Consider the following 25,779-nt stretch of genomic DNA (forward strand, 5'->3'; position numbering starts at 1 on the left):
CAGATGGCGGTGATCGCCAAGTCGGCGGGCGATTCCGCAACCAACATCGAGCAACGCTTCAAGAAGGCCAACGACAACGCCGCCAAGTCGTTCGACACCGCCAGCAAACGCTCGACGGCATCGGTGCGTCAGACGCAGGCTGCGGTCGCCAACCTGTCTTTCCAGCTGAACGACATCGCTATGGGGCTGGCTTCCGGCACCTCGCCATTCACCATCATGGTGCAGCAGGGCAGCCAGGTTTCGCAGGCGTTGTCGATGGCTGGCGGCGGACTGGGAGGGGCAGTTCGGGCGCTTGGCGGGGCGTTTGCCTCGATGGTCAATCCTGTTTCGCTTGCGACCTTTGCGGTGATCGGGCTTGGCGGCGCCGCGGTCCAGTATTTTGCCAGCCTGCTTGGCGATAGCGAGCGGTCTGAGGAGAAGCTGAAAGAGCAGGCCCAGCTTATCCAGAAGATCGCCGACAAGTGGGGCGACGCCATACCGGCGCTCAAGGCCTACAATGATGAGGTCCAGAATGCACTGGAATTGGCCGACATCGAGGCGAGCGGCAAGGCTGCGTCGCAGAACCTGATCGACAAAGCTCAGCAAGAATTGGCGAAGATTTCGAGCGCTGGCGAAGATCTGATGTTGGAGTTGAGCCGCAGCAGCACTGCGTCGACTGAAGCTATTTTGGAGCTGCAGCGTGCCCTCAAGAAGACCCGCAAGGAGGCGGACGACACCAGCAAGACGACCGAGAATGTCGCGGCGGTACTTGCCGCGTTGAACGGTGTCGTCGGTACGGGCAGTGATGCGATTAATCTGTACCAGAGCAAATTTTCGTTGCTCGTCGCTGATATGGCTGAGGCGACCCGCAAATCCAAGGAGTTGGAGCAGCAAACCAAGAGCCTCGCCGACACCATGCGTGTGCAGGCGCAATTGGCAAACAACCCCGCCGGCCTGGCGCCCCTGTCCCCACTGTTCAGCGGCGGCGGCAACTTCATGAATGCCAACCAGTTCCAGTCGTACAAGTTCGATCAGACGGCTTTGCGTGAGGCCGGCTCGTCTGCTGCAGCCGAGATGATCCGCGGGTTCGAGAGCTTTGTTGAAAAGGCCTATGCCGACAAGCGAACGTCGACTGGCCAGTTCGATGCTTGGCGCGTTGGATTTGGCAGCGACACAATCACCACGGCAAGTGGTGAAATTCAGCGAGTAACGCAGCAGACCGTGGTCACACTGGCAGATGCCGAGCGGGACCTTTCTCGCCGGATTGTCGAGTTCCAGAGCGGCATTCAGAATGCTATCGGCGTGGAGACCTGGAAGAGCCTGAACGACGCTCAGCAGGCGGCGCTGACATCGATTGCCTACAACTACGGCAGCCTGCCGAAGTCGATTGTGGCAGCGATCCAGAATGGTGGCGGCCCGCAGTTGGTCGCACAGGCCATTGCAAAGCTAACGGCCAATCCCTCGCGACGAAAAGAAGAGGCACAGGCATTCCTGTCGGGTTCGGGCTTTTCGATGTCGGATGCCGGGCTGGGTGGCAGCAAGTCACCAGCCGATCTGTTCAAAGGCGATGTTGCCGAGGTGCAGAAGCGCATCGACGTCCTGAATGCGCAGTACCAGGCGCAACTGAAGCTCAACCCGCTGATCAACGACTATGGCTACGCGGTGCAAAAGGCGCGCATCGAGGAGCAGCTGCTCGCTGACGCGAAGAAGGCTGGGCTGGAGATCACGCCTCAACTCTCGGCTCAGATATCTCAGTTGGCCGAGAACTACGCCAAGGCGACCGCCGCTGGTGGGATGCTGGCCGAGAGCAACCAGAAACTGCTTGCCACCATGCAGCAGTCGTCGACCTTCGGCAAAGACGTCCTCGGCGGGTTTATCAGCGACCTGAAGGCCGGCAAGTCGGCGACGGAAGCATTGGCTGGCGCGCTGGAGAAGGTCGCCAACAAGCTGCTCGATATCGCGCTCAACAGCCTCTTCGATGGTTCCAAGCCCGGCTCGGGTGGCGGCATCCTCGGCGGTCTGTTCAGCTTCCTGTTCGCCAAGGGCGGCGTGGCGGCCAACGGCAGGCCTCAGCCACTCAAGACGTTTGCCCGAGGCGGGGTGTCCAGCACGGCCGCCATATTCGGTGAGACTGGCCGGCCGGAGGCAGCGGTGCCACTACCAGACGGGCGCCGTATCCCCGTCGACCTCCGGGCGCCGACTGTGCCCCCCGGATCGGCTGGCCGGCAGTCGGTCGACGTCACAGTAGGCGTGTCGGCTGACAACAACGGAAACCTGATGCCCTTCGTCGAGAGTGTGTCGCAGCGAACGGCAGCAGGTGTCACCCGGCAAGGCATCGCCGCCTACGACAAGCAGCTTGACCGGTCGATGGGCGGGAAAATCGCACAGGCGCAGTCGAGGCAGCTCTGATGACATTGATGTGGCCGGTAGGCGTCCTTAGACCGCAGAACGTCGCATTCGACCTTGCGCCTCGCACACTCGCTGGGCCGTCATCGGTCAGCGGCTTCACGCAAGTTGTCGCCTCGGATGCCGGCATCTGGAAGGCGGAGTTCGGCAGCGTCGTCATCAATCGACGCCAGCATGTTCTGGCGTTTCGTGCGATCGACGCGCTGCTCGAGGGGAGGATGACGCCGATCCTGGTGCCGTTGTGCCGTGGCTATCAGCCGGTGCCGGCAGGCGCGGTCGCGGCGGGGCTGTATGGGGAAGTGCCGCATTCGGATGACGCGTTCTTCGACGACGACACCGGCTATGTCGGCACCGTCATCGACGTGACCGCGTCTTCTGACGTGCTGGTGCGCGCGGTGAGCCTGTCGGTCGACATCGGCTATGCCGGTGATATCGAACCGGGGCAGCATTTCAGCATCGGCGAGCGGCTGTATCGGGTGAGGGGGATCACCTATGCCAGCCCAACAGCGGCGACGATCAGCTTCCGTCCGCCGCTCCGCGAGGCCGTGACAGCAGGTGATCGGCTAGAGTTCGACAACCCCATCTGCCGGATGCGGCTAGCCTCCGACGACGCCATGAACCTCGACCTGCAGCTTCGCCGCTTTGGGTCGCCTTCGGTCGAATTTATCGAGGATCTGTGATGGACTTCTTCACGCCTGACCAGATCGCGCTGCTGTCAGCGTCGACAGTGCGGTGCGACTTCCTGGTGAAGTTCGAGTTCGCGTCGTCGACGATGCGGGCATGGAACGGCAACACTGAGCTGGTGGTGGATGGCGACACCTATCTGCCGATGTTCGGTTTCGGCCAGATCGACGGGCTCGGCATGAGTGGTGGCACGGTATCAGAGGCGGTGACGCTGTCGCTGAGCGGTTTGCCGGGGCAGGCGCTCGATCTTCTGTCGGTTGCGCTCGACGACACGCCAGAGGTCGACCAGCAGATGCTGACGATTTTCCTGCAACTGTTCACCGAGGAGTGGCAGCCGGCGGGAACGCCTATCCCGATCTTCCGCGGCTTCATGCAGCCGCCCAGCGTTTCGCGGTCGGCAATGCAGGGCACGGAAGGGGCGACACAGTCGATTTCACTGACCGCCGAGAACATCTATTACGGCCGCTCTCGCCCTGCCTATGGCCGCAACACCGACCGCGACCAGCAGGCCAGGTCGCCGGGGGACAAGTTCTTCGGCTTCGTCGCGTCGCTGATCTCCAAGACGATCACCTATCCCGACTACTAAGGGCCGTTCCATTGAAGCAAGCCATTGATGCCGTGCGCGAGTTCATCGCGTCCGAGAGCGCGAAGCCGTTCGAATGGGGCAAGACCGACTGCGCCTCGACAGCAGACCGCTGGGTAACTGGGGTGCTCGGCGTTTCGCCGCTGCGGATCTTCGGACGGGTGCATCATGACGAGGCCGAAGCTCGCGCGTGGTTGTCGCAACCCGGCGGCATTGCCGTCGCGGTCAACCGTGTGACGCGCAATGCCGGCCTGAGCAAGACCTCTGCACCTCAGGCCGGCGACATCGGCCTGATCATCCACCGACAGAAGCTCTGCGTGGCGATTCATGCCGGCGGGCTGTGGTTCTCCCGCGACACTGACGGCCTGATTGGCGCGCCGCTCGCCTCGGTCTGGAAAGCCTGGAAGGTGGTTTGATGCCCGGCCTGATCGAAAGCTTCGTCCTGCTGGCGTTGACGTCGGCCGGCGTGACAGGTGCTGCGCTGACCATCGGCGTGTCGCTGATCGCTGGAGCTATCGGCATCGGCTTGAGCGTAGGTCTGTCTTACCTGGCTTCGTCGCTGTTCCGGCCTGACCCGCCCAAGCCCGAGGACGTGCAGGTTACGGTGAAAAGTCCGGTCGCTCCGCGTCAGCGGCACTATGGACGGGTAAAGACGTCAGGGTCATGGGTCTTTGCCGAGAGCAAAGGGGGCGGTCTTCACAAGGTTCTCGCTCTTGGAACTGGTGAACTGGATGCCATTGAAGAGCTGTGGGTGGATGACAACCTCGTTGTCAACAGTGGCACGAATGGGCTTGTTCCGACTGCTCCATATAACAACCGGCTGCGCTTGCAAACGCGGCTGGGGCTCTCGACCGAGACACACTACTCGCTGCTGACAGCCGCCTTCCCAGAATGGACATCGGCACATCGTGGCGATGGAGTTGCCTCCATCTATGCTACTCAGGCTGGCGTCGCCCAAGACCAGATCTCATCCGTTTTCCCAAACCTATCGAACACGCTCTATCGGGTGGTTACCCGTGGGGCCAAGGTGCTCAACCCGTCGACGGGTCTGACCGGATGGAGCGACAACGCTGCGGCAGTCATCCGTGACTACATCACCCATGCAGATGGGATGCGGTTGCCGTCGTCTCTGGTTTCTACGCCTCAGGCAGCCGCAGGGTGGCTGGCCGCCTACAACAGGGCGGCAGAGGCTGTCGAGCGCAAGGCTGGTGGCACGGAGGCCCGATATCGGCTCTGGGGAACCTATCGCTTTGATGAGCGGCCTGCCGACGTTCTGGGGCGGTTCCAGGAGTGCTGCGACGCTCGGATCGTACCGACACCAGACGGTGGGGTGACGCTCGACATCGGCACATGGGAAGAGCCGACCGTGATCCTCGACGAGGATGCAATCGTCGGGTTCTCCGAGCTGGCGCGCGGTCGCGATATCCTGACCACTGCAAACACCATTCGCGCCACGTATCTGTCGCCGACGCACGACTATCAGTCGACAGATGCCGACCAGTGGATCGACGACGCTGACGCCGCACTTCGCGGCGAGATCGCTACCGACAAGCAGTTCCTGCTGGCACCCAGCCACGGCCAGGCGCGCCGGCTGATGAAGTTGGCCGCCTATCGGGCGAACCCGTCATGGGTCGGCGGCTTCCAGTGCAACCTCAAGGCGCTCGCAGCCTTCGGCAAGAGGTTCGTGCGCATCCGCTATCCGCTATTCGGGATCGACGAGGTGTTCGAGGTGCAGGACTTCCGCTTCAACCTCGGCGAGGGCGGCATTCTCACCGGCGTGTCGCTGCAGGTGATCTCGATGCCGGCGGCGGCCTATGCCTGGGATGCGGCCACCGAAGAAGGCACGGCGCCGATCAGCGAGGATGTCGCTGTCGACCGGACGATCCCTGTTCCGACCGGGCTTTCCTTCGGTGTCAACAGGATCACCATCGGCGGCCAGCAAGTGCCGGTCGGCGTGATCCAGTTCGACACGCCTCCCTCGGAGGCTCTGATCGTGGAAGGCCGATACAAGCGCACTGCGGTCAGCGAATGGCAGGTCATCCCGATCGGCGACAAGGCGACTGAGGCGCAATCCGGTGCGCTTTCCGATGGTGATCAATATGAGGCGCAGGTTCGCCATATCACCATCACCGGGCGTCAAGGCGCTTGGTCGGCAAGCCAGACCGTCAACGTGGTTGCCGACACCACGGCGCCCGGTGTCGTGACCGACGTTACCAAGACGGGCGGGGTCGGGACCGTGGATCTCGGCTGGAAAAGCCCGAACAGCGCCAACTACTCGGCGGCCAACATTCGCCGGAACACCGTCAACACCGAAGGCACGGCAACGCTGGTGCGCACCGAGTATGGCGCGCCCTCGGCCAACGACAGCTGGCAGGACACCGGCCTTGCCGCCGGCACTTACTACTACTGGATCAAGGCCCGTAATGCCTCCGGCGTCGAAAGCGCCAGCGTGGCCACCGGGTCCGTGACCGTCACCTGACACCCCTGAAATCTGACAATTCGAACAGCTGGAGCCTGGCATGGTTGATCTTGCCTCGACGATCTTTCGCGACTTTGAGACAGATGGAGTCCCCTCGTCGGGGCTTCACAAGCCGCACAAGTCGAAGATCCGTGAATGGGGTGCTTGGCTGGAAGCGCGCCAGACCGGCGCCGGATTGCTGTACGGCTTCGATGAGGCGACGGCTGACTCCGACCCTGGTGCCGGGCTATTCCGTGTGAACAATGCTTCGGCAGCGGCAGCAACGAAGATGTTCATCGATGATGTCGATGCCTCAGGCTCCAATGTTGGCGACATCCTTGCGGGGTGGGACGACAGCACCAGCTCTGTTCGTGGCACGCTTGTTTTCCGTGGTGTCGACAATAGCAGCGTGCTGCACGCCTATAATGTGACCGGGGCGGTTGTTGAAGGAGCCGGATACCGTACAATTGATATTGTTCATGTTGGTGGCGCCGGCGATTTCGCGGACGGCGAGGAATACGTCCTTGCCTTCTCGCGAACGGGGGATGCTACCCACCCCGGTATGACGTTTGACGGGACTGTCCCGCCACATGATGGGTTCTTCAAGGACACCACACCTGCCACAAAAATCATCCGCTGGCAGGACCGCATGTTCGGCGGCGCATCCTCCGTCCACACGGGAAACAAGTCGCCTAATCCGCTAGGCGGGTCGTGGCTGACAGAGCGCGGCGCGAATTACTTCGAAAAGAACGCCTACTTCGCAATATCCACGGAAGAAGAGAACCCGCGTATCGCCATTCTCGGCGCTGCTTGGAACCCGCCGGGATCGGCAGGAACCACAGTCAACGGGGGTGTCTTCGGTGTCTCTCTGGTCGAAGATGGGTTTGGCCGAGCCATCTATGCCGAAACGATGATGAAGGGAACGGCAGTAAATTCTGTCGGCATCGAAGTGCAGGTGGGCAACTACACGGCCATCAATTTCAACCCGAACGCTTACTCCATGGGCGGAGTGTGCGGCTTGATGCTCGGTGTTGTTGGCGGCAACGGGTACGTCTTGGGGGACGCGGATACGCCGCAGGTCGACCCCACGCTCCCTGCGTCCTGCGCTGTCGACATTTCGGGTGGGGACACTGCGGCGACGTGGCAAAAATGGCGATCTGGCATCGTCTTCCGCAACGGGGCGCTCTATCGTCATATCGACGGGTCTACCGGGCACGCAAAAGCAATCTCCATGGCACAGGGCCATGAAATTTCTTGGGAGGCGTCCAGCGCCCTTAGGGGCGCTGTCATTCGGTCCGATGTCACTGCTGTTTCCGGTCAAGATGTGGGCGTGATCTTTGCCAACACCGAGGTAAAGATTTCCGGCACGAGCGAGCGCGCTATAGCGAGCTTCAAAGACGACACCTCAGGGGCTGGCGCGGTCAACTGGTTGCAGATCACGAACGCGCGCACCGGGGTTCCTAACTCTATCCGTGCCAAGGGTGCCGATGCCAGTGCCTCTATCGACGTCAGCACCACAGGGACAGGCGTCATGCGCTTCCAATCGCATGACGGGGCAGGCGAACATTTTCGCGTATCTCCAGCTTCGCAGGCTGTCAATTATGCCTCGGCGACCGGCGGAACTGCTGGTATCAACCCGCGCTTGGCGGCTGCAGGGTCGGACACCAATCTATCCCTGATCCTGCGCGGCAAAGGGACCGGAGGGGCGCGGCTTGAGGACGGCGGATCTGCCGCGAAAATAGAAGTCAATACGACTGGCGTCGGCTTCTTTGGTGTTTCACCTGTAGGTCGTCCATCCTTGGCGGCGGCTACAGGAACTGCAACCCGCACTGCCTTTGACACTGCATCGGTAACGCTTCCGCAACTCGCTGAGCGGGTCAAGGCGATGATTGATGATCTTCGGGCCTACGGGCTCCACGCATAAGGATGAAAGAAACATGGAATATGTACTTAAGTTCAACGAGCAGCAGATGCAGGTGCTTGATGCTGCCTTACGCGAGATGCCCTACCGGCTAGCCGCGCCCGTATTTCAGACCATCAATGAGCAGATTGCAGAGGCCTCCCGGGGGCGGCAAGAGGTTGGTAATGACAAGGAGGAGGAGTAATCACTCGATCCCTGGCCACGCCAGTTGTCCAGTAGCTGGATCGAGAGGGGGATTCCCGCCTGCACCCTCGAACGGATCCTTCGCTTCGACCGATTGCGCTCTCTCTTGACGATCTACCTGTTCTTCGGTCGGCTTATCTTGCAGCGCGGGGGTGTCTTTTCGGTTCATGGTATTGCGGTCTCCTAGTTGTCGGCTCACGTCTGCCTTGTCCGAGTTACCCTAACGTGTCATGTACCTGTCATCAAAGTGTCATTTTGCGGAGACAGGGATTTGCTGCACGACAATCGCGTGGGCGGGCGCGACAAGGGGAGATATTGGAACGAATTCTATGCCGGTCGGCCGGGCGGAAAAATAGACCCGCCATCCCAATTCGCCGCATTCGTCCTCCAGGAAGCGCCTGATCTCAGCCTTATGATCGAGGTCGGCAGCGGTGGCGGCCGTGACAGCTTCTTCTTTGCCCGTCATGGCGTCACAGTCGCAGCGATCGATGGGTCGATCTCAGCTGTTCAGGCTTGCGAACGATCGCGGGCTGATTCTGGGCTGGCCAATGTGACATTCCATTGTGCGTCAGTTGGAACATCACAGTTCCACGAAGTCATATCCGCCCTGCGAAGCGCGACAGATGGGCCCGTCATGGTGTATGCGAGGTTTTTCCTGCATGCGCTGACTGATGACGAAGAAGATGATTTCTTTTCGGGTTTGGCCGAAGCGCTAGAGATCGGAGATCTCGTTGCGTTCGAATATCGAACTGTACGGGACGCGTCAGGTGCAAAGGTGACGCCAGATCATTACCGACGCTTCGTTGACCCTGCGCAGGTGTTCGTGAAAGCAGGCAGTCACGGCTTCGTCGTAGACTATGCTGTGGAGGGCTACGGCCTGGCTAAATTCAAGCAGGATGATGCCTATGTCGCCAGATGCATCTTGCGGAAGATCTGACATGCTGGAGGCAAGTGCAGCGTCGTTCCATGACAAATACTGTGCGATGGTGGCCAACGGCGACTATGCCGGCGCCTATCGCGGCCTGCTTGCAGAGACTGAGCTGTCGCCCGAGGAAAAGAGATCAATCATCGCGGCCATCAATACCGAGTACTTGAGCCTTAAGGGGCTGGAGTGGGGAAACCACGGTATCCGTCGAACATTCCGGTTCTGGACAGACGAGCAGAAGATCGGGATGATTCGGCAAGCCAACAGGCTCACGGATGCACTCTCACGGTTCACCCCGCATGTTAGCTTCGGTTTTGGTTCGGTGTTGGGGTTCGTGCGTGACGGCGGGTTCATCCCGCATGACGATGACCTCGACCTCATCATAGCTCTGCCGTCCGAAGGTGCTACGTTTCAGAAAGCCAAGCGAGAATTAAGAGAGTTTCTTGAGGCGAACGGGTTCACGCCGCATGGGTTCGACGGGAACTTCCCAACACATTTTGGGGTCAATGAAGGAAACGGGACAGCCGTAGACGTGTTCATCGGTTTCGTCGAAGCAGACCGGGTAGCATGGTTCCCAAGCGCCCGCGCCGGAATGCTTGTTTCCGACGTTTTTCCGACATCATCGATGACAATTCTGGGGGAAGAAGTCCGCGTTCCGGCGAACCCGCAGCGCTACCTCGAGGTGACTTATGGTAGTGATTGGCGAGAGCCGATCGCTAACTGGCACCATCCCTGGGACATACGCGAATTTGTCGATTTCTGGGAAGCACCTCCGCCCGACCCAAATGACTCAACCGACTAAGGTTTAGGTAGCACGACGTATCCGGACGATATGAGCGTGCTCACGTAGGCTGCGGCTTCGGCCGCGCTTGGCTTTTTGCGTTGGTCTCGGATCGATACCTGGGCAGTCGAAGCAACTCGAGCCGGCTCGGGATCGTCGAATTTGTGGTGCACAATTTCGGGCCTCACTACAGCCTTGAACGATTTGTCGAAGGCGTCGCGCTCCAGATGCGGAAAGGCGTGGAGCAACTTGCCGAATAGATATTCCGGGTCTTCGGTAAGGCGAGGGAATGCGATGAAAGTCGCCGGGATATCGTTGCGAACCAGAGATTCCATCAGCGTTGTGAACTTCCGGCGAATGACCGCCTCCTGATCAGCTCCACGTTCGGTGCCCCATAGACCGCCGGGGGCGCCCCACCCGTTTGCGCTGCCTACAGTCGCATGCTGGACGTGGCGGCGGCTTGCGGCAGCATCTGCAAAATTTCGCACGGGAATGATGACGTGATTAATCGTCATCCCGAGAGACAGCATTTGGTCGATCTGGTCGCAAAAGTGCGGGCCTTTGATAATTCCGGGAAGATTGGGATAGTCCGACAAGTGCCATTCCAGCCCAGCCCGCGCCTTCTCGAAATACCCCTTTGACAAGTCCGATGTGAATCCGGTGTCCTCGCCAAGGTGCGTCAAGAGCTGAACAAGCAGGGTCGTCCCAGCGCGTCCAGTACCAGTGATGACAATACGTCCGTTCATTCCCTCTCTCTCCAACCAAATGCGGCGCGAAACTATCTCGCCGTTGCGTATCGCGATAGTCTAGGCAAGCCTTGGGGCGGTGTTCGCCTCGCGCCCCTGATAGAACCGGCGCTCTATGTGCTCGTAAGTGAGCATCGAAAGCGGGAAGAGTGCCGCCAGGGTGACTGCTAGGCACGTTAGGTAGGCTGAAAAATCTCCCGGAAGGGACGAATATATCCATTGATACAGTCCGGCGCGCATCATCAAGGCGATGATCGCCGGGTGCAGTAGATAGAGGCTGAAACTGGCTTCACCGAGCATGGAAGCGAAACGGAGCGGAGCGCCGACGCGCTGAAAGCTCTGGCCGAGGATCAGTATGCCGAATGCGCTAGCCCATATTGCCGTCAGAACAGACTTGCCGAACTGATGGTGCAGATAACCTGATACGAAAATCAAAAGGACAAGAATGAAGGCGGCGACACCCGTGAGTGTACGGTGAAGCCATGGTGTCCACCGGATTTCTTTCCATAGAAAAAACGTCAGAATGCCCCCCGAAAAATAGTGGATGTGCGCGATCAGCGAAAAGTTGCCAAAGTTCGCAATGTCACCCGTGCTCCCTGAGAACGCGCTGGTCCATAGATGGACTATGAAAACCGAGACGACAAAAGCCGCTATTGCTCTAGGTAGGTTCGATATCGCCAGAAGCGCGACCGGGAAGATGGCGTAAAACAGCATCTCAACGCCGATCGACCATGATGCAAAAACGAATCCGGTGATGTATCTCGGCACTAAATTGAAGGTGAATGTGGCGGATGTGATGAAACTCCCCAGCGTGGGGAGTTTGTGAAAATACCAGAGATACAGAGCGTAGTAGGCCATCATGGCGTAAAATAACGGAGCAATTCGCCAAAAGCGCCGATTGTAGAACCTGCGTATTTGATCTGCGCTATCCAGTTTTCCAGAATAGCCATAGCAGAGAGCGAATGCGCTCAGCATGTAGAACAGGGGTACCCCGAAGCCGCCGAAATTTGTGATGAACTTCAGTTCGTCGGGCATCGCCAACTTCGGCATGAGCGCGACGTGAAACATGACGATCATCATGGCCGCGATGAAGCGAACTACATTGGCACCTTCAAGCTTGGGTCTTGTCGTCATCTTCGCGCCCTTGGTCAGGTGGCCAGTATCTAACGAGGGCGCTCGCCCCTAGCAACCATCCAAAGCTCCCATCTCCCGAATACGCGCACCGCGCCTGCGGACGGCGGCTGACACCCACAATCTGAGGAAATGCCATGGACCGTAGCAAGTTCTACGCGGCATTGCGCGAGCGCTCGTCTGGCGTGTTCGGAGCGTCGCTTTCGAAGTGGCGCAAGGCCACCTTCATCTCGCGAGATCACCCGTATTTGTGGGTGCTTTCTATTGAGTTGGGGCTGTCAGATGCAGTGGTGGACGAGTTGTTGATAGCCGCCGCTAAGATCTAGCTTCAGTAGCGACCGCCTATTTTGCCCGAAGGACTGCCGAGGTTTGGAAGGTGTCGAAGATCGATCGGTCGTAGCCAAGATAGTCCCAACCCTCTTGGTCTTTGAAAAAGTCGAAGGTCAGCGAGGTGTCTCCGTAGGTCTCGCCTTCAGTGCCGCCGTGAGGCAGATATGCAATACCCTTTGAACGATGGTCTGCCATGAGTGATGACTGATGCGTCGTCTTTCGGGTCGCGTCGATATAGGGCCAGAACTCGACGGGGCGAATAGTCAGAATGAAAAGCCCGCCCTCGTCCATATGTTCTCGTACGGCCTTCAGGCAAGCCGTTGCAGCGCTCGGCGCCAGATGCGTAAAGACAGAGAATGCGAAGGCCACATCAAATTTGGCGTCTCCGACCGGCAAGTTGCTCGGCACACGATCCGACTGAGCGAAATTGCCCAATAGACCAACTTCCTTGCAGGTGGCCAGGGACTTGTCCCACGCGTCTACACCCCAGATGTTCTGTGGGTCCGAGTAGTAATACATCATCCGAAGAATGCGGCCGTATCCACATCCGAAATCGAGAATAGACGCATTGTGGAGAGTTCGGCCTGCATGGCGAACGACCATGTTTTCGACAATGCGGGTGAATGCCAACGTCTGCTTCAGAAGTTCGACGCCACTGGCGCCTGTCCACGTCTTTTGAATGTGGTCGCTGGCCATGTTGGGCAACACACTGGAGAGTGCGGGATAGCGCTTGTTCGGCAATGAAATCATGAACAAGCCGAAGTCATCGAGACTCAATTGACGTAGTGGCACCAACGCTTTGACCGGATCGTGCGTCTCGGCGGCTACGCGCTCGGCTTCAGCCAAAAACGGCAAAGTATGTTCCAAGTCGATCTCTCCGGGCAGGGGGGTCTGAGTCGCGTGTAGATAGCCAGTTCAGCGCTTTTTCGCAAACGCGACCGCGCGCATTTCTCATATTGCTCCAACAATCGAAGGAAATCCCATGGATCGCAACTTCGCGCGGGCGCTATCGCTCGTCCTGAAACATGAGGGTGGCTGGTCGGATCATCCGGCGGATCCCGGCGGCGCCACCATGAAGGGCGTCACGCTGGCGAACTTCCGCCGCTATGTGAAGCCTGGCGCGACCAAGGACGATCTGCGGGGGATCTCCGACGAGCAATTGGCCACGGTCTACCGCCGCTTCTACTGGGACGCGGTGCATGGCGCTGAGCTGCCCGACGGCATCGACTATGCCGTCTTCGACTTCGCTGTGAACAGCGGTCCGGGCAGGGCGGCCAGATACCTGCAGGGCGTTGTCGGTGTTGTTCAAGACGGCCGGATCGGGCCGGCGACGATCAGCGCCACCAAGGCGATGATGCGCGCCACGGTCATCAATGACCTCTGCGACAAGCGCATGAAGTTCCTGCGCGGCCTGAAGACCTGGCCGACCTTTGGCAAAGGCTGGACCTCTCGAGTCTCCGGGGTTCGTGCGGGGGCGCTGAAGCTGGCCGAGCCGACCGCGGCCCCAGCTGCGCCAGCGGAACCCGCCAAGGGGCTGCGCTTCATCCTCCAACTCATCGCCAAGGCGATTGCCGCGCTCTTCTCCCGAAAGGATCACTGACATGCGCAAGTATTCGAAATTCTTCGTCGCACTGTTCGGTATCGGTGCGCTCATCGGCCTGCGGCAGTTCGAGGTCGACATTCCCGGTCTGGACGCGATCGTGCGTGACCTGATCGTCGGTGCTCTTGTGGCCGGCGGCGTCTATCAGATCCCCAACCAGTCGGCGGACCAGTGACATGACGGCGCTGGTCCTTTCTCTCCTTAGCAGTCCAACGCTGTTGGCGATCATGGCCGGCATCATCGGGGCGCTGGGCTGGGGCTTCAAGCAGAGGCTGACAGGCGCCCGCCTCGAGCGCGAAAAGCAGGCCAAGGCCGAGCAGAAGGCGAGGGACGTCGCCGACGAGGTGCAATCCGACGTTGGGGCGATGTCTCCTGACCAGGTGCGCGCCGAGCTCGCCAAGAGGACACGGCCATGACGCGCCGGCTGCTCGATCTCATCACGCGGATCCTGCTGCTGATCGTCGTGCTGACCGGTGCGGCCGCCTGCACCACAGCCCGGGGCAGCATCTGCCTTGGGCCTGACATCCGCTATCGCCAGCAGGTCTATGACGCGATGAATGCCGATGAGGCAGCGCGCCACCTGGCGGCGCTGAAGGTGCGCGAACAGCTTTGCCCAGCTACAGGGGTGCGGGAATGACATTCGATTTCACGATCAACATTGGCACGATGGTCACACTGATCGTGGGGTTCGGAGCGGGCATAGCCGCGTGGGTCACCGCTTTGAACCGGATAGCAGGCCACGACACCAAGCTTTCCGAAAATGCCGTTTCGCTGGCAACGGCGCATGAATCTCACAAGCACCTGGCGGAACGGGTGGAAACCATCCGTGCCAAGGGGGCGCAGGAGCTGGCAGATTTCAAGCTCGAGGTGGCGAAGAACTACGCTACCAATGCCGCCATCAAGGAAGTCGAAGAGCGGATCGTGGTGGCCATCGACCGGCTGGGCGATCGGCTCGACAAGATCATCGACCGACAAGACAACCCGGGCAGGGATCGGCGTAGCGCCTGAAAGGCAAACTTATCCGCGCCCGGCGGTACCGGGTATCAACCAAGGAGAAGACCGATGACGGTCCAAGCAATGTTCTATGTGAAGGGTATCAACCACCATGCCACGGCAGATGCGGCCTCGGTCAATGTCGAGGTCAAGCTTGCGGCTGCTTTTGGCAGTTACCTGAAGGGCCTTCCCGAGGGGAATGGCGACTGGTCGAAATGGACGCCTTCGGGTGAACTGTCGTTGACCATAACCAATCCGGCGGCTGTCGCTCAGTTCGAAATCGGCGAGGTCTATTCGCTCACCTTCGAGAAAGCGGCGAAGCTGCCTCCCCAGTAGTCCGATACAGCAAACCCAACGAAGCCCTGTCGCCGAAAGGCGGTGGGGCTTTTTTGTTATGGGAAGGAACCGGCGGTTGGCTTTCAGAGTTATGGAAGAACATCGTGGCCATCCTGTCAGCCACGGCGTCGAGGTGAAAGCCCGCCGGCTCCTTTGCCCACGGCGGGCTTTCACATTGCCCGGTTCAGTGCCGGAAAGTTGATGGAACGGGTGGTGCCCCCAAGGCTTCTGTGCCGGGGAGCCGCCAGATGAATGATGAAAAGCTATCCGACGTCGAGTTGATCCGAGCCGAGCTTCGCGCTCTGAGGCGACATATCGCCCTTTCACCGTTCAGAGATCAGCTTGAGGAAGCAGACACGCTGCTTTCAGTGGCGGAAAGTCATGTTGAGCGTGCTGTCCAGTCGGCGCGTTGGAGTGCTTTTCAACGACGGGACTAGCTCTGCTAAATTGGATACCGCTCACACAAGCTTGCGGATGCGGCCCTTCTCGAGCTGGAAAATGCCGTGCGTGCCGCCTTGCTTTTCCAGGTCTGTTTGGAGCTCGTCCCACACACCGAGATATTCGCCGCAGTCATCGCAGACAATTGGCGTATCAGGCTGGGCGTCCTCTGGAATTCTCAGCCGGATCGTATTGCAATACGGGCATTCCAGCTTGTGGTTCAGATACTGCGTCGTGGCCATAGGGATGCCTCCGGCAGGGGTGAACTACCCACGGCCAAGGTATTCCGATAACTGCAAAACGCAAGCGCTCTAAGAGGTTTCGGCCACGATCTGTGCTTCGGCGGCGCGATATCACCGTTTGCGCCCCTTCTGCCTCGACGGGCTCGTCGGATCGATCGACACGATATCCGGGCACTCTGCGCTGATCGTGATCGGCACGGGATAGCCGGCCAACTGGAAGGTGATCCTGCCATCTTCCCAAGTGTCGACGACCTCAACCTCTATGGTGAGGGTATCGCCGGCACGAACGTCTTTCGGTTTCTCTGCCATGACGCTCCCCGCGTTCAATCAGCGTGGCAGCTTACCAGCAATGTAGAACCTGTTGAGATGCCCATTTCCGCAGCGCTTGCAGTGGATGTACCGGCTGGCAAACCGAAGCAGTCGGTTCTGTGCCTTGCGCTCGATCCAGTCGCGGTTAAGCGGCCCCTTGTGCCCGCAGCAGCCGCAGACCCCGCCCAAGATCCACCATTCCGCGATGTCATCCAGGGTAATCTCGTAATAGGCTTTACCGACGAGGGCGGTGACTTCCATTTCCATAGCGGCCTCCTGAGCATGAAAGGTCGCCGCACGGAGAGGGATTTATTCCTGATGGCGGGCTCTGGTCAATTGACAGAATGAGGTCGAGGTTCGTATTTCGTCCGTCATGGCTGGATGGACGGTGCAAGGTCTGATCGACAAGCGGATGGACGTGACAGCCTACTGTCACAACTCACGCTGCAATCACCACAAGGTGCTCAACTTGCTCGCAATACGCGACAGGTTCGGCCCTGATACGCCAGCAATGGCTGATGACCTGACGCCAAGGCTTCGGTGCGAAATGTGCGGTGGCAAGGCTGTCGGGCTGATCTACACGCCGAAGACCAGCGACGTGAATCCCTACGCGCAGAATTCGAACGGCCGCTGAGTGGGGCCGAAAATCGTTTCAACTTTTGTTGGCCCAGCCGGGTGTTGGGTCGAGCGGAAAATTGAAACTCGGCCTTGAGTCGCAACAGGTTTGTACTGGCCTGTCACGCCGGAGGTCTAATCCGGGGAAGTGGTTTTGGTTCTTTGCACCCCACTGAGCACCGCTAGAAGCTCGCGCCCCTTCTTTATCGATTGGTCAGCAGCAATAAACGCGAACGCGTCGTCTGCTGCATAGATCTGCGATCTGGCACAGCGAATGATCAGCGTGTTGACCGTCGACACCTGGAGAGGATGGAGAACCAATGTTTCAGAGGCTCCGTCAAACTCGCCTGCAAGAGCTGTCTTGCGATCAATGGGGAAGAAAAGAGCTGTGTTTTTCAACCCGTAGCCCAGGGGCTTCCCAATAAGGTTAGCGTTTGTCGGTTGAAGACAGACGGGGTGGTCGGAGGTGATGAAATCGCCGGCATCGTCGCCGGCTACAAGCAGGCGCCAATTTCTCATGATGAGCAGCCTAATCAGGTTGTCGAACTGACCGACTTCGATCCTTGCGTGCGTCGTTTTCGAAGTGACTATGTCATAGTCATCACTCAGGGCGAACTTTTGTAGACGTTCGAATGGAATGTCCTCGCGGACCTTAATTCCATCTTTGCTCATGCGCCGCTTAAGGCTTTCCCATCGCTCTTTCTTGCTGAAAGTGATGTGCGCAATATTGCGGTATATCTGATCCATGAAGCCCGAAAAATTCTTGCGAAAGCGCGGATTTCTAACGGCCAAGAGCGCGATCAAATTTAGGATCAGGATTTTGTCCTCTTCGCTATCGAGTGAGCGAGCTGCCGAAACTCGCTTGAGTGCGGGGGCCATCTGATCTTCAAATTTTGTGTAGGCGTCTTCTAGGGCGTTGGGATGATGACCTTGAACGTCAATCCGGTTGAAGTCGCGAGACGAGCCTATGTTTCTAACTAGCGTAGTGAAGGTTTTGCCGCGTTCCAAGTCGGCGACAAATACTTGCGCCTGACGATCCACCCCGTGTGAAAAACCGCGTAGGTAGGTTTGTGGCACATAGTGATGATTGTGAGCTTCCGCCAATGGCGACCCTCGACGATCTGCAGCCAGTCTACTGTGATTCTTCGTCTTATCGACCACCCCGATGGATGCCGCCCAAGGTGTGGCAGTGCGCCTCGTAAGTCCTTGATTGACTGCGTCGCGGATTTTTGCCACACCGCCCGCTAAGTAGCCGAGTGAGTTGGGTTGACGGCTTCCGGGCGAGGCCTCCAGCTTCCTCGGCAACCGCCGCCGAGGACCCATTCGGGCAGTTATAGTTGCGCATCACGCGCCGAAGGCGGACCAGTTGAACATGAACGCTGATTTTTCCGAACGTCGCGTGAAGATGGTGGACGGCCAGGTCCGCACCACCGACGTGACCGACGCAGCCATTCTTTCAGCTATGCTGTCCGTGCCGCGCGAAGAATTCGTCGACAGCGGCCATCGCGAGCTTGCCTATATCGACGAAGACATGCGCTACGGCGCGACCGCCGATGCCGATCAGCCGCGCTATCTGATGGAGCCGTCGCCCTTCGCCAAGCTGGCACAGCTGGCAGAAATTCTGCCGAGCGACTTCGTTCTCGATGTCGGTTGCGGCACGGGTTATTCCTCGGCGGTGCTGTCGCGCATCGCCAGCTCGGTGATCGCGCTCGAAAGCGATGCCACGCTCGCCGCAAAGGCGACCTCGACGCTTTCGTCACTCGGCCATGATAATGTCGTCGTGGTAACGGCACCTCTTGCTGCCGGCTATCCGTCGCAGGCGCCATATGACGTGATCTTCGTCGGCGGCAGCGTCGAGCAGGTCCCCGAGGCACTGCTTGCCCAGCTCAAGGACGGCGGCCGTCTGGTCGTTGTAGAGGGTCGCGGCAACGCCGGCGTCGCCAGCGTCTTCCTCAAGGATGGTGCCGTAGTGACGGCGCGTCGTGCTTTCAATGCGGCAGTTAAGCCACTACCCGGCTTCAATCGCGCACACGAATTTGAGTTCTGATCTCCTTTTTCTTGCGGCGGGCAATGCGTCGTGATGATCTAAGGAGCGGACGAGGGTGATTGATTCTGGACTGTGCTAGTCCAGATTGGTCGCTTGTTGTCGGATTCGGCGAGGGGCAATAGTAGCTGTCTTCAGGCAGCTCGCCGCAGAATGAATGAGGGACGCGCGTGTCGTTTTTCCGTAAAAGTGTGTTTGCCGTAGCTTTGGTTTCCGCGACGGCGCTTTCGCCGTTGACGGCCTCCGCGGAAACGATCCTCGGGGCTTTGGCCAAGGCATATCAGAACAACTCCCAGCTCAATTCGGCCCGCGCCGGGGTGCGTGTCATCGATGAAAGCGTGGCGATTGCCAAGTCGGGCTATCGGCCGACGATCAATGGCTCCGCCAGTATCGATTATTCGACGACGCGGCGGGACTCGACGAGCCACCTGACGACCGGCTCGTTCGGCATCGAGATCAAGCAATCGCTGTTCGACGGTTTCCAGACCAAGAACAACGTCGCAGCTGCCGAGGCGCGTGTGCGCGCCCAGAACCAGAGCTTGCGCAATACCGAGCAGAACATCCTGTTCGATGCGGCGAGCGCCTATATGGATGTGATCCGCGACCGCCAGATCGCGGCGCTCAGGGAGCGCAATTTGCAGTTCCTCGGCGAACAGGTTCGCGCTGCCCGTTCGCGTTTCGACGTGGGTGAGGGCACCCGCACCGACGTGGCGCAGGCCGATGCCTCGCGGTCGTCGGCGCTTGCGCAATTGGCCGCTGCCCGCGCCCAGGCACTGGCAAGTGCTGCGACCTATCGCCGACTCGTCGGCGAAGACCCGAAGAACCTGAAGGGGGCAGCGCCGCTGTCCAAGCTTCTGCCCAAGAGCCTCGACAGCGCTGTAGCACTGGCGGCCGATCAACATCCGGCGATCCAGGCGACCGAATATCTCGTCGACGCGGCGGGCTTCTCGGTGAAATCGGCCGAAGGCGCGCTGTTGCCGCAACTGTCGGCATCGGCCGGCATTTCGCAGGTCCATCGCGACAATTCACCGAACAGCATCACCTCGCCGGACGGTTGGACGACCTCGGCCAATATCGGCGCATCGCTCGTTGTGCCGATCTATCAGGGTGGCCGCGCTTCAGCGACCGTGCGTCAATCCAAGGAATCGCTTGGCCAGGCCCGCATCGAAGTCGATGTCAGCCGCGACCAGGTTCGTCAGGCGGTGACGTCCGCCTGGACGCAGTACGCAGCGGCGCGTGAGGCGGTGGCGGCGAACCGCGAAGTGATCTCGGCAGCACAGCTGGCGCTTAATGGCGTTATCGAGGAGCGCAATGTCGGCCAGCGCACGACGCTCGACGTGCTCAATTCGCAGAGGGACGTCATCGACGCCCAGATCAACTTGGCGACCGCTGAGCGCGATGTCGTGGTGGCGAGCTATGCCATCCTGTCGGCCGCCGGCAATCTGTCGGTCGAGCGGCTCAATCTGCAGGTGACCAAGTACAAGCCGGAAGAGCACTACAACGCCGTCAAGGACAAGTGGATCGGTCTCCGCACGCCGGACGGCCGCTGAGCTTCAGCGAGCCGGCTACCTGATAGGCGGGCGTCTGCTCCTATGGAGCAGGCGCCCGTTTTCGTTTTGCCGACGAGCGGCCGGGACACTGTATTCTGTTGAAATCGCCAGGGGTGTCCGATTGGGGATTCTCGAAGGGGAATCAGTCGGCTACGCTTGGGCTCTGATTCGACGCCCGTTTCGGCGGGCGCATTTTGTATCCTGTCACAAAGGCGGCGGATGTGACGATGGCTCAGGCTAGCAGCGCTCAGCGCGAACCCTCGATGGAAGAGATTCTCGCTTCCATCCGCAGGATCATCGAAGACAACGATACCGGACGCCGTCCGGCGGTTGATTTCGAACAGATGCGGCCGGAGCCCGAAGACGACCGCAGCGACCGCAACATCATCGAAGTCGAGGCATTCCGGGCCGAGTTCCAGGCGCCCAAGGCCGCGCCGGTCGATGTGAAGCCGGCAGAGGCCGTACCGATGGCCGCGAAGCAGGAAGTGCCGCGGCGCGACGAGCCCGCGAAGTGGCCGTCGGCAGAGCCGAAGGTCGCGGCGGCCACCGCAATGCCCATGCGCTCAACCGTCGCCGAGGCGCCAGCGCCCGTCGTCGAGACACCGGCGCCCATCGTGGAGATGCCCGCCGCAACCCGTCCGGCTGCCGCAAGCTGGGCGCCGCAGTCGACGATCGCCGTAGAGCAGATGGAGCGCCTGGCTGGTCCGCGCGAAGCGGAGAAGCAGACACCTCAGGTCGTTGCCCAGACCGTAGTGGCAACGCCGGAGCCTGCCGTGGCCGAAGAGCTGGCCGCGCCGAAGCCTGCGATCATCTCGGAACAGGCGGGTCGCCAGATCTCAGCGGCTTTCGGCGAGCTCAACGACGCGTACGCGGCGCGCAGCCGCAAGTCCTTCGACGACATCGCCACCGAGATGCTGCGGCCGATGCTGCAGGACTGGCTGGACAACAACCTGCCGACGCTGGTCGAACGGCTGGTACGCGAAGAGATCGAACGCGTGGCACGCGGCGCACAGTGATTTCGGCTCTGCCGACATGAAAGCGCCGCCTTCGGGCGGCGTTTTCGTTTCCGGCTGGTGCTTGCCGCGCTGTTGACTTGGTTGCACCCATCCGATTTACACCGGACCACCAGATCCGGACCAAAACGGAACCAATTCCGATGCTTGAGAAGACCTACGACGCCAATACAGTCGAACCCAGGATTGCCAAGGCCTGGGAAGATGCCGACGCCTTCAAGGCAGGCGCCGGCGCGCCCGAGGGTGCCGACCCGTTCACCATCGTCATCCCGCCGCCCAATGTCACCGGCTCGCTGCATATGGGCCATGCGCTGAACAACACGCTGCAGGACATTCTGGTCCGCTTCGAGCGCATGCGTGGCAAGAACGTGCTGTGGCAGCCCGGCATGGACCATGCCGGCATCGCCACCCAGATGGTGGTCGAGCGCAAGCTGATGGAAAAGCAGATCCATCGCCGCGACCTGACCCGCGAGCAGTTCGTCGACAAGGTCTGGGAGTGGAAGGACGAGTCTGGCGGCATGATCTTCAACCAGCTGAAGCGGCTGGGTGCCTCCTGCGACTGGTCGCGTGAGCGCTTCACCATGGACGAGGGCCTGTCCAAGGCCGTCATCGAGGTGTTTGTGACGCTGCACAAGCAGGGCCTGATCTACAAGGACAAGCGCCTTGTGAACTGGGATCCGAAGCTCCTGACCGCGATTTCCGATCTCGAGGTCGAGCAGCACGAGATCAACGGCAATCTCTGGCACTTTCGCTATCCTGTCGAAGGTGAGGTCTACGATCCGGAGAACCCGGCGACCTACATCACGGTTGCGACCACGCGGCCTGAGACGATGCTCGGCGATACCGCCGTTGCCGTCCATCCCGAAGACGAGCGCTACGCAGCCCTCGTCGGCAGACACGTCGTGCTGCCGATCGTTGGCCGCAGGATCCCCATCGTCGCCGACGAATATTCCGATCCGGAAAAGGGGTCGGGCGCGGTCAAGATCACGCCGGCACATGACTTCAACGACTTCGAGGTCGGCAAGCGCCACAACCTGCCGCAGATCAACATCCTGACCGTCGAGGCCAACATCAACATCGTCGACAACGACGAGTTCCTCGAAGGCGTCGAGCGCACCGAGATGCGCGACGGCGTGTGGGCGCAACTGCACGGCCTCGACCGCTTCGCGGCGCGCAAGCTGATCGTCCAGATCATGGAAGAGGGCGGTTTCCTCGACAAGATCGAGCCCCACAAGCACATGGTGCCGCATGGCGACCGTGGCGGCGTGCCGATCGAGCCGTTCCTGACCGACCAGTGGTACGTCAACGCCGCCGAGATGGCCAAGCCTGCCTTGCGCTCGGTGCGCGAGGGCCGCACCAACTTCGTGCCCAAGAACTGGGAAAAGACCTATTTCGACTGGATGGAGAACATCCAGCCCTGGTGCGTGTCGCGTCAGCTGTGGTGGGGTCACCAGATCCCGGCCTGGTATGGCCCGGACGGCCAGGTCTTCGTCGAGCGCAGCGAGGAAGAAGCCCTCGATGCAGCGATCCAGCACTATCTCGCGCTTGAAGGGCCGTGGAAGGCCTGGGTCGAGGAGCGCCTCGAGAATTTCGAACCGGGCAAGATCCTGACCCGCGATGAGGACGTGCTCGACACCTGGTTCTCGTCGGCGCTGTGGCCGTTCTCGACGCTCGGTTGGCCGGACAAGACGCCCGAGCTCGAAACCTATTACCAGACCGACGTGCTGGTGACCGGCTTCGACATCATCTTCTTCTGGGTCGCCCGCATGATGATGATGGGCCTGCATTTCATGGAAGAGGAGCCGTTCCACACGGTCTACGTCCATGCGCTGGTTCGCGACAAGAACGGCCAGAAGATGTCGAAGTCGAAGGGCAACGTCATCGATCCGCTGGAGCTGATCGACGAGTACGGCGCCGACGCGCTGCGCTTCACCCTGGCGATCATGGCCGCGCAGGGCCGAGACGTGAAGCTCGATCCGGCCCGCATTGCCGGCTACCGCAACTTCGGCACCAAGCTGTGGAATGCCACGCGCTTTGCCGAGATGAACGGTGTCGCGCGCAATGACGAATTCTGGCTCAACGACGCCAAGCTGACCGTCAACCGCTGGATTCTGACCGAGCTGACCCGCGCGACGCGCGAGGTGACTGCGGCGATCACCACCTACCGCTTCAACGAGGCGGCTGGTGCTGCCTATCGTTTCGTCTGGAACACCTTCTGCGACTGGTACCTCGAACTGCTCAAGCCGATCTTCATGGGCGACGACGAGGCTGCCAAGACCGAAAGCCAGGCGGTCGCGGCTTTCGTGCTCGACGAGATCTACAAGCTCTTGCATCCGATGATGCCGTTCATGACCGAGGAGCTGTGGGCGCACACCGCCGGCGAGGGCAAGGAGCGCACGTCGCTTCTGTGCCACGCTGCATGGCCGGCGCCTGATTTCGAGGACGTGGGCGCTGCGGCCGAGATCAACTGGCTCGTCGATCTCGTCAGCGGCATCCGCTCGGTTCGGTCCGAAATGAACGTGCCGCCGGCGGCGATCGCGCCGCTCGTCTTCGTCGGTGCCAATGCCGAGACGCTGGAGCGCCTGAAGCGCCACCAGTCGGCGATTGCGCGCCTGGCCCGTGTCGGCGAGATCACCCATGAGGCGGCTGCACCCAAGGGCGCGGCCCAGATCGTTGCCGGTGAAGCCACCGCCTGCCTGCCGCTCGGCAGCCTGATCGACCTGTCCGCCGAAGCAGCACGCCTGCAGAAGGAACTGGCCAAGACAACCGAGGAGATCGCCCGGCTGCACAAGAAGCTGTCGAACGAGAAGTTCGTGGCGTCCGCCCCGGAAGAGATCGTCGCGGCCGAGCGCGAGAAGCTCGAGGACTACCGCCGGACGCAGGAAAAGCTCGACACGGCGCTGTCGCGCGTGCGCGACGCCGGCTGACGATTCGAAGCTCAAAACCTGCCGCGCGATGACGTTGCGGCAGGCTTTGCTTGCGCCGTCAGAAACGGCATGTCGCTGCGTAAATTGTGGCCAATGTAACTATTTTGCGCCCGATTGTTGCCATAATGTAACAAGCCTCCAAAACAGCCCGATTTCGGGCTGTTTTTGCATTCCGGTTCCGGATTTCCCTGGAGATTCAGGATCGAATGATGCGGAATTGGCTAAAATTGACGTTTGCGTAAGCGGAAGGCGATGACCCCTGCCATGCCCCTGCCGCTGGGCCGCCAATGTTTGCAAAAAATCAATGTTGCGTGAGCAGTCTGAATTCGTTCAATTCTCGTCACGAGGCATTCGGGAGAGGACCACCATGAACATTTCGCGTCTCAAAGCGCTGCTGGGGGCAACGGCGCTGACGATCGTTGCGGCAGGCGCAGCCCAGGCTGGCGGTTTTTCGCGCGGCACGGCCGATACGGACATCCTGTTTGAACAGGGCAACTTTAACCTGCGTACCAGCGTCGTCGTGGTCAAGCCGCACCGCGAATTCACTGTAAATGGCTACGCGGACGGTACTGGCTACAATTTCGCGGATACTTATGTCGTCCCGTCAGCTGCCGTTAAGTTCAAGTTCTTTGACCAGCTTTCCTGCGCCGGGACAGTGAGCCAGCCGTATGGCGGTGGCGTGACCTATCGTGGGCTGGGCAATGGTACGCTGAGGAAACTGGAAGAGGATTTTACCGTAACTGAGTATGGTGCTACTTGCGCCTTCAAGTACGAAATGGGCAAGGGAAGCCTCTCGTTCCTTGGCGGTCTTTTTGTCGAAAACGTCGACTACACTCTGCTTGGCGGCAGTGGTACCGTTTCGGTAAAGCTGAAGGATAACGATATTGGTTGGCGAGCTGGCCTCGCATACGAGATACCGGAAATCGCACTGCGCGCTCAGTTGATGTACCGCTCGGGTACCGATGTGGCGGCAGAGGGTACGACCAACGGAGCACCGGTTGCTCAGGGCTTCGCGGAGCTTCCACAGAGCGTTGAGTTGAAGGTTCAGTCCGGCATCGCTCCGGGTTGGCTCGCATACGGTAGTGTGAAGTGGACGGACTGGTCGGTAAACGAGCGGCTCTTGCTCGTTCTAAACAAGTTCAATCCTGGTCCCAACACTCGGGTTAACACCTACAATTGGCAGGACGGCTGGACGGTCACGGGCGGTATCGGCCACGCGTTTACGGATGCGATCTCCGGCACGGTCTTTGCGACCTGGGATCGTGGCGTCGGCACCGGCTGGGATCTTCAGAGCGATACCTACACCGTTGGTGCCGGCGTTTCGATGAAGGACAAGATCGGCGGCGAACTCCGCGCCGGCGTCGGTCTGTCTTATCTGACCGCCGCGACCGAAGATAAGTATAGCCTTGCTCTGCCCATGACTGATCCGGCATTTGGCTTCAATCGTGCCGTCGGCAACGACTGGTCCGTCGCCGTCTCGGCTGGCTACAGCGTGAAGTGGTAAGCTCCACAATCTGATCCAGAAGAAGCCGGGCCTCGTGCCCGGCTTTTTTGTGGCCTGTCGCCGATGCAGCGCGTTTCTTAT

At 60.1% G+C, this 25,779-nt stretch carries 31 protein-coding genes; 23 read left to right on the forward strand and 8 right to left on the reverse strand.

Going from position 1 to position 25,779, the window contains the following annotated elements:
- The first annotated feature begins 3 nt into the window (after positions 1-3).
- From IG197_RS27680 to IG197_RS27710, 7 genes are read left to right on the forward strand one after another with little or no spacing between them, the layout of a single operon-like run.
- Entirely contained in the window at positions 4-2,388 is a 2,385-nt protein-coding gene (locus tag IG197_RS27680; RefSeq protein WP_246765271.1) for a phage tail length tape measure family protein, read from the forward strand.
- Positions 2,388-3,065, forward strand: coding sequence for a hypothetical protein (locus IG197_RS27685; RefSeq protein WP_192316145.1), 678 nt, complete (start codon positions 2,388-2,390; stop codon positions 3,063-3,065). Before IG197_RS27680 ends, IG197_RS27685 begins: the two co-directional genes overlap by 1 nt.
- The gene (locus IG197_RS27690; RefSeq protein WP_246765272.1) at positions 3,065-3,655 is read left to right on the forward strand and encodes a hypothetical protein; all 591 of its coding nucleotides are present in this window, start codon (positions 3,065-3,067) and stop codon (positions 3,653-3,655) included. Before IG197_RS27685 ends, IG197_RS27690 begins: the two co-directional genes overlap by 1 nt.
- A 32-nt stretch (positions 3,656-3,687) precedes the next feature.
- The gene (locus IG197_RS27695) at positions 3,688-4,068 is read left to right on the forward strand and encodes a hypothetical protein (protein WP_246765273.1); all 381 of its coding nucleotides are present in this window, start codon (positions 3,688-3,690) and stop codon (positions 4,066-4,068) included.
- The gene (locus IG197_RS27700; protein ID WP_192316149.1) at positions 4,068-6,131 is read left to right on the forward strand and encodes a fibronectin type III domain-containing protein; all 2,064 of its coding nucleotides are present in this window, start codon (positions 4,068-4,070) and stop codon (positions 6,129-6,131) included. The genes IG197_RS27695 and IG197_RS27700 overlap by 1 nt, the downstream gene beginning before the upstream one ends.
- A 40-nt stretch (positions 6,132-6,171) precedes the next feature.
- Positions 6,172-8,034, forward strand: coding sequence for a hypothetical protein (locus IG197_RS27705; RefSeq protein ID WP_192316151.1), 1,863 nt, complete (start codon positions 6,172-6,174; stop codon positions 8,032-8,034).
- Positions 8,035-8,047: 13 nt separating this feature from the next.
- Positions 8,048-8,215, forward strand: coding sequence for a hypothetical protein (locus tag IG197_RS27710; protein ID WP_192316153.1), 168 nt, complete (start codon positions 8,048-8,050; stop codon positions 8,213-8,215).
- Here IG197_RS27710 and IG197_RS27715 read toward each other — a convergent pair whose 3' ends face one another.
- Positions 8,216-8,383 carry a hypothetical protein gene (locus IG197_RS27715; RefSeq protein WP_192316155.1) on the reverse strand — a complete coding sequence of 56 codons (168 nt, stop codon included), beginning with the start codon at positions 8,381-8,383 and terminating at the stop codon, positions 8,216-8,218.
- 102 nt (positions 8,384-8,485) lie between these two features.
- Between IG197_RS27715 and IG197_RS27720 the strand changes: the two genes are divergently transcribed.
- Both IG197_RS27720 and IG197_RS27725 read left to right on the forward strand, forming a co-directional pair.
- Positions 8,486-9,151 carry a class I SAM-dependent methyltransferase gene (locus IG197_RS27720; RefSeq protein ID WP_192316157.1) on the forward strand — a complete coding sequence of 222 codons (666 nt, stop codon included), beginning with the start codon at positions 8,486-8,488 and terminating at the stop codon, positions 9,149-9,151.
- A gap of 1 nt (position 9,152) precedes the next feature.
- Positions 9,153-9,941: a LicD family protein gene (locus IG197_RS27725; protein WP_192316159.1), complete on the forward strand. Its 789-nt coding sequence runs from the start codon at positions 9,153-9,155 to the stop codon at positions 9,939-9,941.
- Here IG197_RS27725 and IG197_RS27730 read toward each other — a convergent pair.
- Together IG197_RS27730 and IG197_RS27735 are read right to left on the reverse strand one after the other, a co-directional pair.
- On the reverse strand, positions 9,938-10,666 hold the full coding sequence (locus IG197_RS27730; protein WP_192316161.1) for a hypothetical protein: 729 nt from the start codon (positions 10,664-10,666) through the stop codon (positions 9,938-9,940). The genes IG197_RS27725 and IG197_RS27730 overlap by 4 nt on opposite strands.
- A gap of 60 nt (positions 10,667-10,726) precedes the next feature.
- The gene (locus IG197_RS27735; RefSeq protein ID WP_192316163.1) at positions 10,727-11,800 is read right to left on the reverse strand and encodes an acyltransferase; all 1,074 of its coding nucleotides are present in this window, start codon (positions 11,798-11,800) and stop codon (positions 10,727-10,729) included.
- A 134-nt stretch (positions 11,801-11,934) separates the two neighbouring features.
- Here IG197_RS27735 and IG197_RS27740 point away from each other — a divergent pair, with 134 nt between their 5' ends.
- Entirely contained in the window at positions 11,935-12,123 is a 189-nt protein-coding gene (locus IG197_RS27740; protein ID WP_192320036.1) for a hypothetical protein, read from the forward strand.
- A gap of 16 nt (positions 12,124-12,139) precedes the next feature.
- Here IG197_RS27740 and IG197_RS27745 read toward each other — a convergent pair whose 3' ends face one another.
- Complete coding sequence (locus IG197_RS27745; protein WP_192316164.1) at positions 12,140-12,994, reverse strand: class I SAM-dependent methyltransferase; 855 nt, start codon at positions 12,992-12,994, stop codon at positions 12,140-12,142.
- A 115-nt stretch (positions 12,995-13,109) separates the two neighbouring features.
- Between IG197_RS27745 and IG197_RS27750 the strand changes: the two genes are divergently transcribed.
- From IG197_RS27750 to IG197_RS27780, 7 genes are all read left to right on the forward strand, one after another.
- Complete coding sequence (locus IG197_RS27750) at positions 13,110-13,727, forward strand: glycoside hydrolase family 108 protein (protein ID WP_192316166.1); 618 nt, start codon at positions 13,110-13,112, stop codon at positions 13,725-13,727.
- 1 nt (position 13,728) lies between these two features.
- On the forward strand, positions 13,729-13,902 hold the full coding sequence (locus IG197_RS27755; protein WP_192316168.1) for a hypothetical protein: 174 nt from the start codon (positions 13,729-13,731) through the stop codon (positions 13,900-13,902).
- 1 nt (position 13,903) lies between these two features.
- On the forward strand, positions 13,904-14,143 hold the full coding sequence (locus IG197_RS27760) for a hypothetical protein (protein WP_192316169.1): 240 nt from the start codon (positions 13,904-13,906) through the stop codon (positions 14,141-14,143).
- On the forward strand, positions 14,140-14,364 hold the full coding sequence (locus IG197_RS27765; RefSeq protein ID WP_192316171.1) for a hypothetical protein: 225 nt from the start codon (positions 14,140-14,142) through the stop codon (positions 14,362-14,364). Before IG197_RS27760 ends, IG197_RS27765 begins: the two co-directional genes overlap by 4 nt.
- A complete protein-coding gene (locus tag IG197_RS27770) occupies positions 14,361-14,735 on the forward strand; it encodes a hypothetical protein (protein ID WP_192316172.1) in 375 nt (124 codons plus the stop codon). Before IG197_RS27765 ends, IG197_RS27770 begins: the two co-directional genes overlap by 4 nt.
- A 54-nt stretch (positions 14,736-14,789) precedes the next feature.
- The gene (locus tag IG197_RS27775; protein WP_192316174.1) at positions 14,790-15,056 is read left to right on the forward strand and encodes a hypothetical protein; all 267 of its coding nucleotides are present in this window, start codon (positions 14,790-14,792) and stop codon (positions 15,054-15,056) included.
- A gap of 248 nt (positions 15,057-15,304) precedes the next feature.
- Positions 15,305-15,493, forward strand: a complete 189-nt coding sequence (locus IG197_RS27780; RefSeq protein WP_192316176.1) for a hypothetical protein — start codon at positions 15,305-15,307, stop codon at positions 15,491-15,493.
- A gap of 21 nt (positions 15,494-15,514) precedes the next feature.
- Here the strand turns inward: IG197_RS27780 and IG197_RS27785 are convergent, their stop codons facing one another.
- The 3 genes from IG197_RS27785 to IG197_RS27795 form a co-directional block, all read right to left on the reverse strand.
- Positions 15,515-15,736, reverse strand: a complete 222-nt coding sequence (locus IG197_RS27785; RefSeq protein ID WP_192316177.1) for a hypothetical protein — start codon at positions 15,734-15,736, stop codon at positions 15,515-15,517.
- Positions 15,737-15,847: 111 nt separating this feature from the next.
- Positions 15,848-16,045 (reverse strand): hypothetical protein, encoded by a 198-nt coding sequence (locus IG197_RS27790; RefSeq protein WP_192316179.1) that lies wholly within the window; start codon positions 16,043-16,045, stop codon positions 15,848-15,850.
- 18 nt (positions 16,046-16,063) lie between these two features.
- A complete protein-coding gene (locus IG197_RS27795; RefSeq protein WP_192316181.1) occupies positions 16,064-16,312 on the reverse strand; it encodes a hypothetical protein in 249 nt (82 codons plus the stop codon).
- Between the two features lie 121 nt (positions 16,313-16,433).
- On the opposite strand from IG197_RS27795, the gene IG197_RS27800 reads away from it, so the two are divergent.
- Positions 16,434-16,679 carry a hypothetical protein gene (locus IG197_RS27800; protein ID WP_246765274.1) on the forward strand — a complete coding sequence of 82 codons (246 nt, stop codon included), beginning with the start codon at positions 16,434-16,436 and terminating at the stop codon, positions 16,677-16,679.
- A gap of 116 nt (positions 16,680-16,795) precedes the next feature.
- Here the strand turns inward: IG197_RS27800 and IG197_RS27805 are convergent, their stop codons facing one another.
- Positions 16,796-17,764 carry a DUF4238 domain-containing protein gene (locus tag IG197_RS27805; RefSeq protein ID WP_192316184.1) on the reverse strand — a complete coding sequence of 323 codons (969 nt, stop codon included), beginning with the start codon at positions 17,762-17,764 and terminating at the stop codon, positions 16,796-16,798.
- 268 nt (positions 17,765-18,032) lie between these two features.
- On the opposite strand from IG197_RS27805, the gene IG197_RS27810 reads away from it, so the two are divergent.
- The 5 genes from IG197_RS27810 to IG197_RS27830 all read left to right on the forward strand — a co-directional run bounded on the left by IG197_RS27810 (position 18,033) and on the right by IG197_RS27830 (position 25,698).
- The gene (locus tag IG197_RS27810; protein WP_192316186.1) at positions 18,033-18,707 is read left to right on the forward strand and encodes a protein-L-isoaspartate O-methyltransferase; all 675 of its coding nucleotides are present in this window, start codon (positions 18,033-18,035) and stop codon (positions 18,705-18,707) included.
- 167 nt (positions 18,708-18,874) lie between these two features.
- Positions 18,875-20,254 (forward strand): TolC family outer membrane protein, encoded by a 1,380-nt coding sequence (locus IG197_RS27815; RefSeq protein WP_192316187.1) that lies wholly within the window; start codon positions 18,875-18,877, stop codon positions 20,252-20,254.
- Between the two features lie 227 nt (positions 20,255-20,481).
- Positions 20,482-21,270 (forward strand): PopZ family protein, encoded by a 789-nt coding sequence (locus IG197_RS27820; protein ID WP_192316189.1) that lies wholly within the window; start codon positions 20,482-20,484, stop codon positions 21,268-21,270.
- A gap of 140 nt (positions 21,271-21,410) precedes the next feature.
- Positions 21,411-24,194, forward strand: a complete 2,784-nt coding sequence (locus tag IG197_RS27825; RefSeq protein ID WP_192316191.1) for a valine--tRNA ligase — start codon at positions 21,411-21,413, stop codon at positions 24,192-24,194.
- A gap of 367 nt (positions 24,195-24,561) precedes the next feature.
- The gene (locus IG197_RS27830; protein WP_067966471.1) at positions 24,562-25,698 is read left to right on the forward strand and encodes an outer membrane protein transport protein; all 1,137 of its coding nucleotides are present in this window, start codon (positions 24,562-24,564) and stop codon (positions 25,696-25,698) included.
- Positions 25,699-25,779: the final 81 nt, after the last annotated feature.

It is taken from the genome of Aminobacter sp. SR38 (genome assembly GCF_014843375.1).
Taxonomy (GTDB): Bacteria; Pseudomonadota; Alphaproteobacteria; order Rhizobiales; family Rhizobiaceae; genus Aminobacter; species Aminobacter ciceronei.